At 64.7% G+C, this 16,570-nt stretch carries 14 protein-coding genes; 6 read left to right on the forward strand and 8 right to left on the reverse strand.

The genetic code is table 11. The features are described 5' to 3' along the window. Positions 1-573 precede the first annotated feature (573 nt). Positions 574-963 (forward strand): nuclear transport factor 2 family protein, encoded by a 390-nt coding sequence (locus AC1RQC_RS00005; RefSeq protein ID WP_416048614.1) that lies wholly within the window; start codon positions 574-576, stop codon positions 961-963. 104 nt (positions 964-1,067) lie between these two features. Here AC1RQC_RS00005 and AC1RQC_RS00010 read toward each other — a convergent pair whose 3' ends face one another. Continuing rightward, positions 1,068-2,105 (reverse strand): DNA-binding protein, encoded by a 1,038-nt coding sequence (locus AC1RQC_RS00010; RefSeq protein WP_492882241.1) that lies wholly within the window; start codon positions 2,103-2,105, stop codon positions 1,068-1,070. A gap of 141 nt (positions 2,106-2,246) precedes the next feature. On the opposite strand from AC1RQC_RS00010, the gene AC1RQC_RS00015 reads away from it, so the two are divergent. Both AC1RQC_RS00015 and AC1RQC_RS00020 read left to right on the forward strand, forming a co-directional pair. Beyond that, complete coding sequence (locus AC1RQC_RS00015) at positions 2,247-3,458, forward strand: tyrosine-type recombinase/integrase (RefSeq protein WP_492374828.1); 1,212 nt, start codon at positions 2,247-2,249, stop codon at positions 3,456-3,458. A 52-nt stretch (positions 3,459-3,510) separates the two neighbouring features. Then, positions 3,511-4,095: a DUF1294 domain-containing protein gene (locus AC1RQC_RS00020; protein ID WP_492374829.1), complete on the forward strand. Its 585-nt coding sequence runs from the start codon at positions 3,511-3,513 to the stop codon at positions 4,093-4,095. An 86-nt stretch (positions 4,096-4,181) separates the two neighbouring features. Here the strand turns inward: AC1RQC_RS00020 and rpoD are convergent, their stop codons facing one another. The 3 genes from rpoD to AC1RQC_RS00035 form a co-directional block, all read right to left on the reverse strand. Continuing rightward, positions 4,182-6,143 carry an RNA polymerase sigma factor RpoD gene (gene rpoD, locus AC1RQC_RS00025; RefSeq protein ID WP_253932086.1) on the reverse strand — a complete coding sequence of 654 codons (1,962 nt, stop codon included), beginning with the start codon at positions 6,141-6,143 and terminating at the stop codon, positions 4,182-4,184. A 366-nt stretch (positions 6,144-6,509) separates the two neighbouring features. Then, the gene (locus tag AC1RQC_RS00030; RefSeq protein WP_492374830.1) at positions 6,510-7,835 is read right to left on the reverse strand and encodes a type II toxin-antitoxin system HipA family toxin; all 1,326 of its coding nucleotides are present in this window, start codon (positions 7,833-7,835) and stop codon (positions 6,510-6,512) included. Further along, on the reverse strand, positions 7,825-8,160 hold the full coding sequence (locus AC1RQC_RS00035) for a helix-turn-helix domain-containing protein (RefSeq protein WP_492374831.1): 336 nt from the start codon (positions 8,158-8,160) through the stop codon (positions 7,825-7,827). The genes AC1RQC_RS00030 and AC1RQC_RS00035 overlap by 11 nt, the downstream gene beginning before the upstream one ends. 220 nt (positions 8,161-8,380) lie before the next feature. Between AC1RQC_RS00035 and AC1RQC_RS00040 the strand changes: the two genes are divergently transcribed. Both AC1RQC_RS00040 and speG read left to right on the forward strand, forming a co-directional pair. Next, positions 8,381-9,166 carry a TatD family hydrolase gene (locus tag AC1RQC_RS00040; protein WP_492882242.1) on the forward strand — a complete coding sequence of 262 codons (786 nt, stop codon included), beginning with the start codon at positions 8,381-8,383 and terminating at the stop codon, positions 9,164-9,166. Positions 9,167-9,348: 182 nt separating this feature from the next. Then, positions 9,349-9,891: a spermidine N1-acetyltransferase gene (speG, locus tag AC1RQC_RS00045; RefSeq protein ID WP_150990208.1), complete on the forward strand. Its 543-nt coding sequence runs from the start codon at positions 9,349-9,351 to the stop codon at positions 9,889-9,891. Between the two features lie 21 nt (positions 9,892-9,912). On the opposite strand, the gene AC1RQC_RS00050 is transcribed toward speG, so the two are convergent. The 3 genes from AC1RQC_RS00050 to AC1RQC_RS00060 all read right to left on the reverse strand — a co-directional run bounded on the left by AC1RQC_RS00050 (position 9,913) and on the right by AC1RQC_RS00060 (position 13,431). Then, positions 9,913-11,766: a flavin monoamine oxidase family protein gene (locus AC1RQC_RS00050; RefSeq protein WP_492882243.1), complete on the reverse strand. Its 1,854-nt coding sequence runs from the start codon at positions 11,764-11,766 to the stop codon at positions 9,913-9,915. A 37-nt stretch (positions 11,767-11,803) separates the two neighbouring features. Further along, complete coding sequence (locus tag AC1RQC_RS00055) at positions 11,804-13,108, reverse strand: cytochrome c (RefSeq protein WP_492374834.1); 1,305 nt, start codon at positions 13,106-13,108, stop codon at positions 11,804-11,806. A 137-nt stretch (positions 13,109-13,245) separates the two neighbouring features. After that, positions 13,246-13,431 (reverse strand): DUF2970 domain-containing protein, encoded by a 186-nt coding sequence (locus tag AC1RQC_RS00060; protein ID WP_150990214.1) that lies wholly within the window; start codon positions 13,429-13,431, stop codon positions 13,246-13,248. 187 nt (positions 13,432-13,618) lie between these two features. Between AC1RQC_RS00060 and AC1RQC_RS00065 the strand changes: the two genes are divergently transcribed. Then, a complete protein-coding gene (locus tag AC1RQC_RS00065) occupies positions 13,619-15,034 on the forward strand; it encodes an aminotransferase-like domain-containing protein (RefSeq protein WP_492882244.1) in 1,416 nt (471 codons plus the stop codon). Between the two features lie 6 nt (positions 15,035-15,040). Here AC1RQC_RS00065 and AC1RQC_RS00070 read toward each other — a convergent pair whose 3' ends face one another. Continuing rightward, the gene (locus tag AC1RQC_RS00070) at positions 15,041-16,546 is read right to left on the reverse strand and encodes a glycine betaine ABC transporter substrate-binding protein (protein WP_492882355.1); all 1,506 of its coding nucleotides are present in this window, start codon (positions 16,544-16,546) and stop codon (positions 15,041-15,043) included. Positions 16,547-16,570 lie beyond the last annotated feature (24 nt).

Below are 16,570 nucleotides of genomic sequence, written 5' to 3' on the forward strand. Positions count from 1 at the left end.
TATAACTTGTAAGCTAAAAGACCGAAGTCTTCCGCATCCGCTATCAAGCGCCCACACTTATCGGTTGTTTGTTTGTTAAAGAACTGGCCGCGGTTCGCTTTGCTTACCGCGTCGCTGCGTTTGCTGCAGCGAAGGAACGAGACTATAAAGAATTATCTGCGTTTCATCAATACTTTTTTAATCTTTTCTTGCTCGGGCAAGTTTCGCTCTGCCTATTACTCACCTTCCCCACTAGCAGCCCCGCGAACTCTACCGCCCTGCCCTGAAGCTGAGCCCCCTGCCGCGAAGGGAGCGAATACTAGGTCGTTCGCGCAACGCTGGCAAGTTTTTTCAAGATTTTTTGCCCCAAGCTTTGTCGCCGCGGGATGAAGGTCACCGCACAGCACTTGTGCAATGACGATGGGGGGCAATGACGATGGGGGCACCGACCGCCTGCGCGACGGGCTCCGGCCAGAGCCGAACGGCGCGGATCCCCGAGCCGAACATATTGTATGCAATAATAGAATGCAATTGCATGGTTTGACGCCCGCCATTCAGGCCACCGCCAGGCGGATTCATAGATCTGGAGACAACATGACATTCAGCACCCCCGGCATGACATCACAACACGTAGCCGCTCTTGAGCCGATCGAGAACTACCTGCAAGCCCACATCACCGGCAATGCGGAATACATGCGCAAGGCGTTCCACCCGGATGCCAGGATCATCTCGTTTCGCGAGGGAAAGTTGCACGCCTTGACCCTCGATGAGTTTTCCGCGCGCTTCCAGGGCCAGCCCGCGGCAGATGAAGCACAACGCAAGCGCTACATCACGCATTTCGACGTCACCGGCAACGCCGGCACTGCCAAGGTCGTGCTGGAGTATCCGGAAGTGACCTTCACGGACTACATGACGCTCCTGGAAATCGACGGCGTCTGGAAGATCGCCAACAAGACGTTCAGCGCAGCGCCGCCGAAAAAATAATCAGCCATCCGCCTTCACGCGGCGCTCCGCAGGCTTTACCCGCCGGCAACTCGCGCTAGCTGGCCAAGTAGCTCGAAACCAAACGCGTCGATCGCAGCGGGCTCTCAAGCCGGCCCGGGCTTGAACTTGGTGCGCGTCACCGGCGCCAGGCGCCTGGCCGTCATCAGGCGGCGCGTCGCGGTGGCCTCGGCTTGCGCACGCTCGGCCCGCCGCAGCGCCACCTCGATTTCGGCCCGTAAGCGCTCCCGCGCCACTTCCCCCTCCGCTAGCGCCTGCTGCGCCTCCACCCACCGCCGGCTGAGCGTGTCGCGCTCGGCCTGCAAGCGCACCCGCTCCTCCGCGCCCGCGACGGCCGCATCTTGCGCCCTCACCTGCGCCGCGGCCATCCCGGAGCGCAACTCCCCCACCACCTGCTCTGCCTTCTGCCGCAGCGTGCGCTCCTGATCAATCTCGCGCAGCGCGCGGCGCTCGGTGGCGCTGGCCCGTTCCTGCGCCACCGCGACCTGCTCGTGGGTGCGCTCCAGGTCCGTCGAGAACTGTGCATGCATTTCGCCCAAGTGGCGCTCGAGCGCCTCGATCTGGCGCTTGCCCTCCTCTTGGCGCGCCCGCGCGGCTGCGTGGGCCTGGCGCTCGGCTTCCAGTTCCCCTTGTAGCGCCACACGCGCTTGCCGGGCGGCGCCGAGTTCAGCTTGCACGACGGCTTTCTCCTGCTCGGCCACCACCAGAGCGGCCCGCGCCTGGTCGCGTTGCGCTTCGGCCTCGCTCGCCTGGTGTCGGGCCTCCACGCGCAGCGATGCCAGTTCGCCGGCGGCAGCCTCGTTGGCGGCTTGCCAGATCGACTGCACGGCATCGGCGGCGATCTGCTTGAGTGCGTCCGGCAACTCGGGGTGGGCGATGGTCACGCGCATCTTGTCGCGCATGTCTTGCCAGAACTGCGCCAGCACCTCGGTCGGTGTGCCCATGCTGCCCTTGCGCACCAGCCCGTAGAGCTTGTTGGCGGTGGGCGTGATGCCGTAGCGGAAGAACAGCAATCCACACACCTCTCGATAGAGAGCACGTGTTTCCGGGAAGCGTTCGCGCAGTTTGACGATGTCAGCCTGCAGGACTTGCTCGTTTGCCGTGGTTTCTGGGCTAGTGGTCATGAGTTTTGGAGAGGTTCCGGCAATTTATAAATATTACTACGTAATACGTAATATTTCATGAATAAACAGGCAATCTTTAGACATAACTGTTGTTCTGTCTATAATTACGCCTAATTTGAGAACGAGACTCACGCCTCACCCATGGAATCCAGCCAACTGCCCCTCGCCACCCTGCCGGCCACCCCGATCGAGCGCTTGCGCGTGCCCGCCGAGCTATCCGGCGCCGCCGGCACCAACAGGGCGCGCGGCGGCACCCCGCAGATCTCGGCCGCGGAGGATTTGGCCGCGGTGACTGCCTGGCTGGCGCGCTATGCCGACACGCCCACTACCCTGCAAACCTATCGGCGCGAGGTAGAGCGGCTACTGCTATGGGCCGTGATGCAGCATGGCAAGCCGCTGTCGTCGCTGACCCATGAGGATTTACTGGTGTACGAACGCTTCCTGGCCGACCCGCAGCCAGCCTGGCGCTGGGTGATGGCGTCGCGCAAGAAACTAGCGCGTGGTGCGCCCGAGTGGCGGCCGTTTGCCGGGCCGCTCTCCCCAGTCAGTGCGCGGCACACCATGGTGATCCTCAATGGCTTGTTCGCCTGGCTGGTCGACGCGGGCTACCTGGCCGGCAACCCACTGTCGCTGGCGCGCAGCCGGCGCAGCCTGCCCAAGCCGCGTATTACCCGCTACCTGAGCCACGACATGTGGCAAGCGGTCAAGGACGCCACCGCTGCCATGCCGGTCGAGACCGAGCGCGACCGCCTGCACGCGGCGCGTTGCCGTTGGCTGCTGACCGTGCTGTATCTCGGTGGCTTGCGTGCAGCGGAAGTGGCCAGCACGCGCATGGGGGCGTTTTTCTGTCGGCGCGACAGCCAGGGCCTGGAGCGGTGGTGGATGGAGGTGACAGGCAAGGGCAACAAGACGCGGCTAGTGCCGGCCACCGATGAGCTAATGGCGGAGCTGGCGCGTTACCGCAACGCCCACGGTCTGCCGTCTGCGCCAAGCCCCGGCGAGGATCGCCCCATTGTGCTGCCCGTGATCGGGCGCGAGCGCGCCCTGTCGCGTGGCGCGCTGCATTTGGTGCTCAAGGAGATCTTCGGGCTGGCGGCAGAGCAGTTGCGCGCGCGCGGCCCCGAATGGGCAAGCCGTGCCGAGGTGCTGGCCGGCGCCTCGGCACACTGGCTGCGCCACACAGCCGGGTCGCATATGACGGATCGGCAGGTCGACCTGCGCTTCGTGCGGGACAATTTCGGGCACGCGTCCATCGCCACAACCAGCGCATACCTGCATGCGGAAGACGATGCGCGGCACCAGGCCACGCAGGAGCGCCACCGGCTGGGCTGGGGCACAAAGCAGGATCAATGACCATGCACATCAAGGGGTAGCTAGAATGCGCATCGCCGATGGACAAGCAAAAATGAAAAAAGCGGGCCGCGTCAAATCCTGGCATGCCGACAAGGGCTACGGCTTCATCGATATCCATGCGGACTTGAAAGACATCTTCTTTCACATCACCGCGTTGCAGCACCGTGCCGTCCAGCCCAAGGCTGGCGACCGCGTGACGTTTGAACTAGGCAAGGACAAGGACGGCCGCATGCGAGCCACCAGCGTCTCGATACTGGGCGCGCCGAAGGGGCGAAGCCAGGTGAGCCGGCCAAACCTGTTGCCTGCCTTCCTGGCGGCAGCGGCGCTGATGGCCATTGCGGGCGGCGCCCTTAGCGGATACCTGCCACGATATGCAGGCCTCGTCAGCCTTGTGATGAGTGCCGTTGCGTTCCTTGCCTACGTGCTCGACAAGAACAGCGCCAAACACGATGCTTGGCGCACGCCCGAGGCCAGGCTGCACTTCCTGGCGCTGTGCGGAGGCTGGCCGGGCGCGCTTGCCGCGCAGCACCTGCTGCGCCACAAGAATCGGAAGCAAGAGTTCCAGCTGGTTTTCTGGGGCACCGTTGCCTTGAACCTTGGCGCCCTCGTCATGTGGAAGACGTACTTGCCTGGCTGAAATAGCAAAGGGGGCTACGGCTTTTAACTTTGCCGTAACCCCCTTCGACCAGCCTTCGCCCGGCACGCGCCGGGGCAGAACCCTGATTAGCCTTCCTTCAGGAACGCCTTCAGATGGTCCGCGCGGCTGGGATGGCGCATCTTCTTCATCGCCTTGCTTTCGATCTGGCGAATCCGTTCGCGCGTCACATCGAACTGCTTGCCGACTTCTTCCAGCGTGTAGTCGGTCGACATGTCGATGCCAAAACGCATGCGCAGCACCTTGGCCTCGCGCGGCGTCAGGTCGTCGAGCATCTCGCGCACAGTGGCGCGCAGGCTAGCGTGCAACGCGGCTTCGGCGGGGGACGCGGTGTCGGAGTCGGCAATCATGTCGCCCAGGCTCGTGTCACCGTCTTCGCCAACCGGCGTTTCCATCGAAACCGGTTCCTTCGCGATCTTCATGATCGAGCGGACCTTCTCTTCGGGCATCTCCATGCGCTCGGCCAGAGCAGCGGGATCCGCAGCCTTGCCGGTGCGCTGCATGATTTCGCGCGAGATCCGGTTGAGCTTGTTGATCGTCTCGATCATGTGCACCGGCACCCGGATGGTCCGGGCCTGGTCGGCGATCGCGCGCGTCACGGCCTGGCGAACCCACCAGGTTGCATAGGTGGAGAATTTCCAGCCGCGGCGGTACTCGAACTTGTCGACCGCCTTCATCAAGCCAATGTTGCCTTCCTGGATCAGGTCCAGGAACTGCATGCCGCGGTTCACGTACTTCTTGGCGATCGAGATGACCAGGCGCAGGTTGGCCTGCGTCATCTCGTGCTTGGCCTGGCGCATCTGCCGCTCGGCTGCCAGCATCTGGCGATTCACCAGCTTCAGTTCCGACAGCGGCAGCACCACGCGGGCGTGGATGTCGATCAGCTTTTGCTGATGCGCTTCGAGGTCCGGCAAGCTGCGGGAAACGGAGTCACTGTACGAACGCGACTCGCCGGCGATCGCACGGCCCCAGGCGAGATTGGTCTCGTTGCCCGGAAAGCGTTCGATGAACTCCTCACGGGGCATGCCGCAACGCTCGACCATCAGTTGCAGGATCTGGCGCTCGACCACGCGTACTTCTTCCACCACCGTCTGCACATCGGCGCACAGGCGCTCGATGGTCTTTGCGGTAAAGCGGATCGACTTGAGCTCCTCCCGAACCGCGAGCTGTGCCACGAGGAAGCCTTCGGACTCCACGCCGTGGGCGGTGTAGGCCTTGCGCATGGCTTCGAAATGATTGGCCACGCGAGCGAAGCGGGTCAGGCAATCGTCACGCAGCTTGGCCAGGCTGGCGGTTTCGTTGGCTTGCGCGGCCGCACCTTCGTCGACGGGCTCGTCCGAGGCGCTCTCATCCTCGGCGACGACTTCGTCGCGGCTGGTGTCTTCCTCGGCTTCGGCGACTTCGCCTTCCCCTTCGATCAGGCCGTCGACGAGCTCATCGATACGCGTTTCGTCGCGGGCGACCCGCTCCGACAGCTCAAGAATCGTCGCAATGGTGGACGGGCAGGCAGCGATGGCATGCACCATGCGGTTCAGGCCGTCCTCGATGCGCTTGGCGATCTCGACTTCCTGCTTGCGGGTCAGCAGCGTTGCCGAGCTCATTTCCCGCATGTACATCCGCACCGGATCGGTGGTGCGGCCAAATTCCGAGTCAACCGTCGAGAGCGCAACTTCCGCCTCTTCATCGGCCTGGTCGTCAGATGCGGCGACCGCGCTGTCGCGCAGCAGCAGCGCTTCAGCGTCCGGCGTCTGCTCATAGATCGTCACGCCCATTTCGGCGAACGTGCTGACGATGCTCTCCATCGCCGCGGTGTCCGTGAAATTGCCCTGCAAATGGTCGCTGATGTCCGCGTGCGTCAGGTAGCCTCGCTCCCTGCCCAGCTGGATCAGCGCGCGCAGCTGCTGGCTGCGTTCCGTTGCTTCGGTTGCGGGATCAGCTTGAGTCGTGGACGCCGCACCCCTGCCGACAGGCTTTTTGCCGGTCAATGCTGTCTTTGTTTCTGCCACCGTCCGTTGTGCGCCACTCGCCATTAACTGCTGCTCCCTTGCTGAATTACTTCTTAACTGTTGCTGTTGCCCGTACGAGGGTACACCCAACGCACCTCTGGCTGTCAAAGCCGTCACAGGATGGGTACCTGTCGAGAGATGCATGGCTGACGCCACCACTACCGGGTTCTTCCAGTATGGTGGTCCGCGCTCGTTTAGGCCAAAGGGCGATATTCTACATTCGTTGGTGCGACGCAGCACGTGCTAAAAGTTTTTTACCGCATCGCCGAGGCCCTTCAACCCCTCTTAAATTTGCGTTGCCATGTCACTCCATGCTAGGCAATAGCCCTATTTTCACGCACAAACCGGGAGAATTACCCGCAATATGTGACGCAAAGATTCCATATGACCTCATCGGGCCTTGTGACCGAAAGCACCGTCAGGATTTACATACAGATTTGTTTTTTTCTTGCCAGCCAGGCTACCGGGCCCGGAAAGGCCGGCTTCTTCCCTTAATGGGGCGGGTGCCGATTTCCCCGGCCGTGCATCCGGCTTGATGTCCTCCAGCCCTTGCGCCCATGCCGCCAGCATCCGCTTGGCGATTTCCCGGAACTCCGGGTACCGGCCAGCGCACTCAGCTACCATCGGCAGCACTTTTCGAACCGCCTCGGTCACCTGCGCCGCGCACGCCGCCATGTCGGTCCGGGACAGCGACAACCGGGCCCCCCCGTATTGGGTCAACCACTGCCCGGATGCCCAGGTCCGCTTGCCGGCCAACGGCAGCCCCGGAATATCTGCCTGGTACTCGGGGTAGGCCGTCACCGTGACGATGTCGTAAACCGGCGCCAGCCGCACGTCCTCTACGGAGGTATAGACCACTGCGAAGTTTTTCAAGTGCGCGTCTGCATTGCGCAGCGCATAGTTCACGAGCAGCAGCGTAAACAGCCGCCTCGCGCTGTCCTTGCGATGCGGGGCACTGATGTAAATCGACGACAGTTTGGCCAGGTCCTCAAGGCTGCCTTTGTACTTATTGACGGGATCCAGCCCCTTGAGTGCGCAGAAATCCTCGACCGCCAGGCGGCCCCCGTTGGCCAGCCGGTCGAAACGCCGGATGGCCAGCACCTCCCCGTCCTCCGAGAGTTGTGTCTCGGGGACCTCCAGGCCCGCATGCCGCGCGACCTCCAGGCACAGGAATTCATTGACAGACAGGCCGGGCAAGTCGGCCGGACCGGTTTTCAGGATGAACTCATCGGTCCAGACCGTGGCCTTGTCCTCTGGCCTGGCAAGCAGCTTCGGCATGACGCCAGAGACCCCATCGGTAATACCGGCTTCCAGCTGCCGCAACAGGTTGTCCCGTGAGCCTGTTGCGGCAAGCAGGCTCGCCATGTCCAGGTTGGAGGCGGGGGCGTCCACCGATACGCCACGGGGCACCACCCTGACCCTGCCGATTCCGTTCGCGCCGGTCAGTGCCAACAGGCCCTGGTCGCTCACGTCGGCATGGGCGCCAAGTTTTCGGCGCACCAGGTCTTTTTTGTACCCTTCAGGCAGGTTCATCTGAAAAAAAGGCAGCAATCCGGCAGCCCATTTATATGACTCTGCCCGCGCTGGGAGCAGGAGTGAGACGAGGTTGTGCGCCTGTACGTCTGGCAGGTAGGTGAAAACGCTCGCGCGCGCCTCTTCGACCAGGGTGCCCACTGGCGTTGCATTCACGTAGACGTCCAGTACCTTAGCGCTCATCCGCCCTCCCCGTGGCTGCCTGGGGCTTGCTATGGGCATGCCTGACCCGCCGGCGGAGGTCTCCCGCAGCGGCATTGCCTGTTTCGGACTCTGCCAGCACGTCGTCAAGGGTCCTTCGGTGGCCGGCGGGCCGTGCGAGCAGCTCAAGCCCGACGGCTTCAAACAGGCTCAGCAGCTTCACGGCGCCCAGCTCCGGCAAGCCGCCGGTCTCGAACCGGCTGATCCGCGCACGCGGCACCCCGCTGGCGTCCGCGACTTCCTGTTGGGTTTTGTTGGCAAGAAGCCTGGCGTGCTTAAAGGCCTCCCCCAGTTCGGCGAGATTCATATGCCACCTATAAAACATTAAGCCTTGAAATGCATTTAATGTACTGTATATGAAACAGAAGAATGGATCAAGATAATGTTCCGCATATAGAACAATAAATGCCACTTCCCTATTAATGTTCTATATATGGAACATTAATAGGGCTGCACAGGCACGGTATTTAAGCGGTTAGACTGCATACCTGTCGAACCACCAGCCACCCCATCCCTTAGCCAGAGACATGCACCTGATCGACATTGGCGTGAACTTTCACTCGTCTCAGATTGCCCCGCACACCGCCGTGATCCTGGAGCGCGCTACAGCAGCGGGCGTGGTCGGCATCCTTGCCACCGGCACCTCGCTGGAATCAAGCCGAAAGGCACGCGACCTGGCCAGCCGGCATCCCCATTTCCTCTTTGCCACGGCCGGCATCCACCCGCACACCGCCAAGGACTGGTCGCCAGCGGTCCTGCAGTCCCTCCAGGCGCTTTGGGAGAGCCCTGATGTGGTGGCAATCGGGGAATGCGGGCTGGACTACAACCGCAACTTCTCTACGCCAGCCGACCAGCGCCACGCCTTCGAGGCACAACTCGAAGCGGCGGTGCGCTGGAAGAAGCCGCTGTTCCTTCATTGCCGGGACGCCTTCGACGATTTCTACGCCATGGTCGCACGCGCCGTGCGCGCGGGCGCCCACGGCGTGGTGCACTGCTTCACCGGCGCAACCGATGAGGCAGCCGCTTTCGTAGCGCTAGGCCTGGACATCGGCATCACCGGCTGGGTCACGGATATCAAGCGCGGCCAGGCCCTGCGGGAGGCCGTGCAAGCCATCCCGCTCGAGCACCTGCACCTGGAGACGGACGCGCCCTATCTCGGCCCGAAAAACCACAAGAACCGGCGGCCTTACAACGAGCCCGCCAATCTTCCCTGGATCGCGCAAGCGGTCGCCGAGCTGAAGGGGCTGAGCATGCGCGAAGTGGCGGATCAGTGCACCCGCAACAGCCGCCGCTTGTTTGGCATTCCGGCCTGATGCGCTCCGCCCCACACCAGTCACTTCAAGCTTTGCGCCTGAACGTGCCCGCATTACACTGGAACCCGCCCATAGCCGGGCGAGCCCAAAAGACCTTCGCCCGGCCAGTCTTGTGTCTCCAACCGATCCATGATGGCTTGGGCCGACCCATCAATCGAAGAACAATCAAGAAAGGCCCACCGATGGTGACCGAAACCGGCCAGAACCTGCTCCTGCGCCCGCTGGAGCGCAGCCATCTGCATTTCGTCCACAGTCTCAACAACGACGCCAAGATCATGCGTTACTGGTTCGAGGAGCCGTACGAGACCTTCACCGAGCTGTCGCAGCTATATGACCGCCACGTGCACGACCAGCGCGAGCGCCGCTTTATCTGCGAGAACCTGGAAGGCGAGGCCGTCGGCCTGGTCGAGCTGATGGAGTTGAACCATATCCACCGGCGCGGCGAGTTCCAGATCATCGTGGCACCCGCCAGCCAGGGCCGCGGCTATGCCAGCACGGCCACGCGGCTTGCCATGGACTACGCCTTCATGGTGCTGAACCTCCACAAGCTGTTCCTGATCGTGGACGTGCAGAACGAAAAGGCGATCCACATCTACGAGAAATGCGGCTTCCAGCGTGAGGGCGAGCTGCGGGAAGAATTCTTCAGCTATGGCGCGTATCACAACGCACTGCGCATGTGCGCCTTCCAGCGCGACTACCTCGCGTCGCGACCACGGCAGCGCTGAACAACCGCTGCCGCCTCCACATCAGCCAGCCAACTCGCCCACCGCCCTCCACGCCTGATCAATGGCGGACGTCAACGACGGGCTGCCCGCGCTATCGCTATTGGCGATCACCACATTGCCAGCGCGGGCGCGCGAGCGATCCAGCACGGCCTGCGCCGCCGCTTCTTCCTCGAACAAGCTGTTGGGCATATAGCTGTAACCGTGTGCCCAACGGTTGACGGTGATGCCCCGGATGACGTCCTTGCCGGCAAAGCCGCCTGGCGCCAGCATGCGATCGAGCTGGCTGCGCACGCCCTTCTCCAGTTCGCTGAACGGCGTACCCAGCAAGAAGGCGCGCCCCGCGCGAAAGCGCTCGCGCGCCTGCATGCCGCTGTCCGGCACGGTGGGCACATAGAGCATATGCAGCACCACCGGATCTGCCGGACGCGCGCCGGCTGGCTTCTCCAGCCACAGGTCGGTGTAGGCCATGGCCGGCGCGTGGATGCGGCTGGTCTTGAGCGCCTCGAAGGCACGCCAGTTGTCCAGCGCCACCTTGGTGTAGACCACGGGCGCCTTCACGTCGGCGCGCAAAGCTTGCTTTTGCGCGTCCGGCAGGCCGGGCATGATGAACGGGATCATCATGTTGTAGCCTGCCAGCACTACATGCGCGGCTTCGACCCGGTGCAGGTTCCCATTCCAGCCGTAGGTCACGCGCGTGATGCGCTGGTCGGGCTCGATGGCGATGGCTGTGCTGTTCAGCCGCACCCTCACCCTTGCATCTTCGGCATCGAGCCGGCTGTAGTCGAAGCTGGCCGCGCCGATGGCATCGGGGCTGGCGATGCTTGCCACGCCCGGGACCAGGTTCTGCACCAGCAGCCGCGCCAGCGTGGCGTTGCCGTCGGCAAACCAGAGCTTTGACGCGGGCGACTTGCCAAGGCGCGGATTCAGGCTGGGCGGTGGCATGTTCTTGCCCGCCGGCAGGCCAATGGCCAGCGCGTCGAACACGGATACGCCGTCGGCGTCGAGCGCATAGGCATCGTTGCTGCGGCTGCGGAAAAAGCGCTGTCCATCCAGCCCCAGGCCGGCCTTCTCGCGCAGGAACGCCGCGTAGCTGGTGCGCTTCAGGTAGGCCAGCCGCTCGCTTTCGCTCATGCCGGCCAGGTAATCCGTGCCGCCGTCGGCCAGCCGCGCCAGCGCAGCGCGGTCTTGCTGGGGCAACGGCGCCTTGTCGAGGAAGGCTTTGAAGGCGGCGGCATCCACAGGCTGCGTGCCTATCCCCTGTGCGGCTATCCCATTACGGCCATCGATCAGCCCCGCAAACGGATCGCCGGCAAGCAACTGGTCCCGGCCGAAATGCTCCTGGTCGAAGAACACCGAGCGGCCCATGCCCAGCTCGCGGTATGGGTCGCGTTCGGCGGCTTGATGGCGCTTTGCGTCTACACCGAGGCCGGCCAGCAGCGTGGCCACCGCGCGGCTGTCCAGCGCGGTCGATGGCATCTCGGCGCTGCCGCCGTACGTCACCAGTTTCTGCCCGCGCACGGTGAACTCGTTGCGCTTGGCGTGCCCGCCGAAATCGTCGTGGTTGTCCAGGATCAGGATGCGCTTGCCGGCGCCAAAGCGGCGCTGGTAGAACCACGCTGCTGCCAGCCCGCTGAGTCCGCCACCCACCACCACCAGGTCGTAGACTTCGCGCGCCATGACGGCGGGATACTTGGCGCCCTCACGCGCCAGGCTGTGCGCGAGCGTATAGGTGCCCGCATGGTTGCCGCGCAGCCCGGTCAGCGCGGGCGGGTAGCCGGCACCGCGTTCGGCGGCCTGCAAAAGCTGGGACGGCGCCAGCCCCGCGGCAATGGTGAGCGCGGCGCCGTTAAGGAAATCTCTGCGCGTGATGGTCATGGCAATAGGATTCGCTTGAAGTAGGTGGCGCGCGGGCTCAACGGGATTCGGCGGTGTCGCGCTGGCGCCCGAGCGCGGCGCGGCGGGCGGCGACAGCCGCTTCCTTGACCGGGCTGGCCTGGTTGCCCCAGCCTGTGCGGATAAAGGTCAGCACATTCGCCAGTTCCTGGTTGTCCAGCGTCCAGCCATAGCCGGGCATGTGGTAATCGGTGGCCGCGGTGCCCACGTGCGCTGTCACGGCGCCATCGAGCAGCAGGTTGGCCAGCGAGGACGGATCGGGATCCACCACGGTGGGATTGCCCGCCAGCGGTGGGAAAACGCGGGCAAAGCCCTTGCCGTTGGCACCGTGGCAAGGCATGCAGAACTCGGCGTACTGGCGCGCGCCGGTAGCATCGAAACGGCCCTGCGCAAGCGTGTCGGTGGTATTGGCGTCATAGGCATACGGCGTTTCATCGCTGCGCGCGCCGGGCACGGACTTGAGGTACACCGCAACGGCGTCCAGGTCCGGGCGCGTCATGAACTGCGTGGACGACGCAATCACCTCGGACATCGGCCCGAAGGAAGTCGCATGCGCATTGCGGCCGGTATGCAGGTATTCGGCAATGTCCTCGCGCGACCAGCTGCCCAGCCCGGTGCGCGGATCGCCGCGCAGGTTGGTGGAGGCCCAGCCTTCCACACTGGCGCCGGCCAGGAAGTGCCGGCTGCGCTCGTCCAGTCCCTTCTCGGCCATCAGCATGCCGCGCGGCGTGTGGCATGCGCCGCAGTGGGCCACCGCCTGGACCAGATAAGCCCCGCGATTCCACGCGACGCTCTGACCCGCATTGGCAGGAACCGGGCCAGACTCCAGGAACAGCCAGTTCCAGACGCGCAGCAGCCAGCGCATGCCAAACGGCCAGCGCATCTCGGGCTCGGCGGTTTGTTGCCGCACGGCTTTCACTTCGGTGCGCAGATAAGCGTATAGCGCCTGCACATCCGGCTCGGCGAGCTTGGCGTAGGACGGGTAAGGCATGGCTGGATACAGCCGCTTGCCATGCCTGGCCACGCCCTCGCGCAGCGCGCGGTCGAATTCCTCGAACGAGTAAGCGCCAATGCCACTGTCCACGTCCGGCGTGATGTTGGTCGAGTAGACGGTGCCAACGCCGGTCTTCAACGGCAAGCCGCCGGCAAACGGCGCGCCACCGGCGCTGGTGTGGCAGGCCGCGCAATTGGCAACCTTGGCCAGGTAGCGGCCGCGCTCGATCTGCGCGGCACCGGGGGCGTCAGCTGCCGCCGCGAAGCATGGCGCCAGCAATAGGACAGCAAAGGCAACGGTAGCGGAAAACCGCCTTGTGGCAAGGCTCATGGGGCTGATTATCGTTTTAAGCGCCGCGATGGCATTCAGTACGGCGAGCGTGCACAGCCCGCACGCGGCGGGCTGTACTTCGTGGTTGCGGGCCTGGATGGCCCCTTGGGCATGGGAGGAATTGGCGGGCTCGCGGCTCAGGCGTGGGTCACCGCCCAGTGCGCCAGCGACACGAGCAGCAGCACCAGCCCCGCCGCCAGCGCCACCCCCGTCAGGATCAACGGCACTGGCCGCACGGCCTGCAGGTCGCGCATATGTTCCTGGCCCTTGCGCAGGCCAAAGAATCCCCACAACACCGTCAGCACCAATCTCAAGGGGTTCATTTCGCTCTTCCTTACATGCTTGCCAACCGCCGAGTGACCTTGCGGCGCTTTGGCTTTTGGCAGTTACGGGGGATTATGGCGTCGGCTGGCAAGGAATAACAGAATCAGATCTGCGATAATTTTGCGTATCAGTTTGAGCGCCTGAGACTGCGCTCATCGCTACGCCACGGCAACGCCCCCTGCCCCCATGAAGCGCTATGAAGAACTGGCGGAAACGCTGGCCAAGGACATCCGCAACGGTAACCTGCCGCCCGGCACCAAGATGCCGTCGATCCGCAAGACCGTGACCCAGTTCGGCGTGAGCCCCGCCACCGCGTTCCAGGCTTACTACCGGCTGGAGGAGCGTGGCTTGGTGCGGGCACGCGAGCGCTCCGGCTACTACGTGACCGGCCAGGTCGGCCGGCCGCTGCCGCAACCGGCTGTGCGGCCCTCGCACCAGGTCTCGACCGACGTTGATATTTCCAAGCTGGTTTTCTCTGTGCTGGACGCGGCGCGCGATCCCCAGCTCATCCAGCTTGGTTCGGCCTTCCCTTCGCCCGAGCTGTACCCCTGGGAGCGGCTGGGCAAATCGCTGGCCCGGGCTGGGCGCGAGCTCGATCCCTGGTATTCCGTCAACGACATGCCCGCCGGGCACCTCGCCCTGCGCCAGCAGATCGGCCTGCGCTACCTCGGCGCGGGCGCGCCGCAGCCCACCGACGAGATCATCGTCACCAACGGTGCGCTGGAAGCGCTGAACCTGTGCCTGATGGCGGTGACCCAGCCCGGCGACGTGGTGGCGATCGAGTCCCCCGGCTTCTATGCCGCGCTGCAGGCGCTGGAGCGGCTGCGCCTGCGGGCAGTGGAGATCCCGGTGGATCCGCGCGAAGGCATCGACCTGGACGCACTGGATGCCGCGCTCCAGCGCCATCCGATCAAGGCCTGCTGGTTCATGACGCAGTTCCAGAATCCAATGGGCGCGAGCATGTCCGAAGCCAGGAAGCAGGCGCTGGTAGCCTTGCTGGCGCGCCACCGCGTACCGCTGATCGAGGATGACGTCTATGGCGAGCTGTATTTCGGCAATCGCTGCCCCCTGCCCGCCAAGGCCTTCGACCAGGAAGGGCTGGTCATGCACTGCAGCTCGTTTTCCAAGACGCTGGCGCCCGGATTCCGGGTGGGCTGGGTGGCCCCCGGGCGGTATGGCGAGGCAATCAAGCGGCTGCGGCTGATGACCACGCTGTCGGCGGGCGTGCCCACGCAGGTGGCGCTGGCCGAGTACCTGCAGAACGGCGGCTACGACAAGCACCTGCGGCGCCTGCGCCATCTGCTGGAGATGCAGCAGGGCCAGCTGATCGCGGCCATCGGCCGGCACTTCCCGGAGAACGTGCGGGTCTCGCAGCCCGCCGGCGGGTACTTCCTGTGGGTGGAGTTTGCGGCCGGATTCGATGCGCTGGCGCTGCATCGCGCGGCGCTGGAACATGGCATCGGCATTGCGCCCGGCCCGATCTTTTCAGCGCGCCAAGGCTATCGCAACTGCATCCGGCTGAACTATGGACACCTGTGGAGCGATGCCGTGGAAGCCGCCGTGGCCAAGCTGGGCGAGCTGGCGAAGGCGCAATTGCAATAGGGCGCGTCAGGCTACCGTCCCGCCCCGGGCATGCCTGCCCAGATACCATTCGCCCAGCTCGAAGCCGGCCTGCACCAGCAGCGCAAGCACCGCGGCCGGGATGGCGCCCGCCATCAGCAGCACATGGTCGTTCAGCGCCAGCCCGGTGGCGATGCGCTCGCCATAGCCGCCGGCACCGACAAAGGCGGCAATGGTGGCGGTGCCCACGCTGATGATGGCTGCGGTCTTGATGCCGGCCAGCAGCACCGGCATCGACAGCGGCAGCTCCACATAGCGCAGCACCTGGCCGGGCGTGAAGCCCAGGGCGCGCGCTGCCTCGCGCATGCCGGCTGGCACCTGCTGCAAGCCGGTCAGCGTGTTGCGCACGATGGGCAGCAGCGCATAGAGGAACAGCGCCACCATCGCCGGCCAGACGCCGATGCGCCCCAGCAGCGGGATCAGCATCGCCAGCAGGGCCAGCGACGGCACGGTCTGCAGCACGCTCACCGTGGCCATCAGCACTTGCCCCAGCCGCTGCCGGCGTGCAGCGACGATGCCAAGCGGCACGCCCAGCAAGCTGGCCGCGCCAACCGCGCCCAGCACCAGGGCCAGGTGGCGGCAGGTCAGCCGCAAGGTATCGCGCCCGAACAAGGTGCCGGCAAGGCCCGCCCGCGCGCCTGCCGTTGCGTCCGCCGCGCTGGCGTTGCCATGCGCCAGGAAGGCCCGCGCCACGGCGGCAAAGGATTGCCCATCCAGTTCCGCTGCGGCATTCATGGCGATCATGTCCGCCGCGCTCACCTTGCCGACCAGCCCCAACAATGCCCGCCACGCGGCCGGGAAGCGCTGCGGCAGGTCCAGGCGGTACAGCACCACAGCGTCATAGCGGGGAAAGTAGTGACGGTCGTCCGTCAGCACGCGCAGGCCGTATTTGCGGATCTTCGCATCGGTGGAATAGATATCGATGGCGTCGACCTGCCCGTTGGCCAGGGCTTCGTAGGCCACGCCGTGGTCCAGCCCCAGGGGCCGCTGGGGCAAGCCGTAGCGCTGCGCCAGCCCGGGCCAGCCGTCCGCCCGGCCCAGGAATTCATGCGACAGCCCGAGGCGCAGTTGCGGTTGCGCGGCCAGGTCGCCGAGCGCCGCCAGCCCGAGCTGCCGGGCCTTCTGCTCCTCCATGGCAAGCGCATAGGTGTTCTCGAAGCCAAGCGGAATCCCTGCCGCCAGGCCCAGCGGCGCCAGCGCCTGGTTGATCTGCGCCAGGCTGGCGCCGGCGGGCAGCTTGAGGATTTCACTGGAAACGGTGCCGGTGTAATCGGGATAGAGGTCGATGCTGCCGGCCTTGAGCGCCTCGAACACGATCGCCGTATTACCAAGGCCGGGCGTGTGCTGCGCACTGGCTTGGGCCGCGGCGGTCTGGGTGAGCACCTCCCCGAGGATGTAGGACTCGGTAAAGCGCTTGGAGCCGACCCGCAGGGTATCGGCGCTGGCCGTGCCGGCTGTGGCCAGCAGCGACAAACCGGCCAACGCCCAGCACAGGAGCAAGGCCAGCCAAGGCTCGGT

This window comes from Cupriavidus sp. GW822-FHT03E04, assembly GCF_058801495.1.

What these genes read in the sequence shown, in the direction of transcription:
- AC1RQC_RS00005 (WP_416048614.1), top strand. Translation starts at nt 574, where the DNA reads ATGACATTCAGCACCCCCGGCATGACATCACAACACGTAGCCGCTCTT.
- AC1RQC_RS00010 (WP_492882241.1), bottom strand. Translation starts at nt 2,105, where the DNA reads ATGACCACTAGCCCAGAAACCACGGCAAACGAGCAAGTCCTGCAGGCT.
- AC1RQC_RS00015 (WP_492374828.1), top strand. Translation starts at nt 2,247, where the DNA reads ATGGAATCCAGCCAACTGCCCCTCGCCACCCTGCCGGCCACCCCGATC.
- AC1RQC_RS00020 (WP_492374829.1), top strand. Translation starts at nt 3,511, where the DNA reads ATGAAAAAAGCGGGCCGCGTCAAATCCTGGCATGCCGACAAGGGCTAC.
- rpoD (WP_253932086.1), bottom strand. Translation starts at nt 6,143, where the DNA reads ATGGCGAGTGGCGCACAACGGACGGTGGCAGAAACAAAGACAGCATTG.
- AC1RQC_RS00030 (WP_492374830.1), bottom strand. Translation starts at nt 7,835, where the DNA reads ATGAGCGCTAAGGTACTGGACGTCTACGTGAATGCAACGCCAGTGGGC.
- AC1RQC_RS00035 (WP_492374831.1), bottom strand. Translation starts at nt 8,160, where the DNA reads ATGAATCTCGCCGAACTGGGGGAGGCCTTTAAGCACGCCAGGCTTCTT.
- AC1RQC_RS00040 (WP_492882242.1), top strand. Translation starts at nt 8,381, where the DNA reads ATGCACCTGATCGACATTGGCGTGAACTTTCACTCGTCTCAGATTGCC.
- speG (WP_150990208.1), top strand. Translation starts at nt 9,349, where the DNA reads ATGGTGACCGAAACCGGCCAGAACCTGCTCCTGCGCCCGCTGGAGCGC.
- AC1RQC_RS00050 (WP_492882243.1), bottom strand. Translation starts at nt 11,766, where the DNA reads ATGACCATCACGCGCAGAGATTTCCTTAACGGCGCCGCGCTCACCATT.
- AC1RQC_RS00055 (WP_492374834.1), bottom strand. Translation starts at nt 13,108, where the DNA reads ATGAGCCTTGCCACAAGGCGGTTTTCCGCTACCGTTGCCTTTGCTGTC.
- AC1RQC_RS00060 (WP_150990214.1), bottom strand. Translation starts at nt 13,431, where the DNA reads ATGAACCCCTTGAGATTGGTGCTGACGGTGTTGTGGGGATTCTTTGGC.
- AC1RQC_RS00065 (WP_492882244.1), top strand. Translation starts at nt 13,619, where the DNA reads ATGAAGCGCTATGAAGAACTGGCGGAAACGCTGGCCAAGGACATCCGC.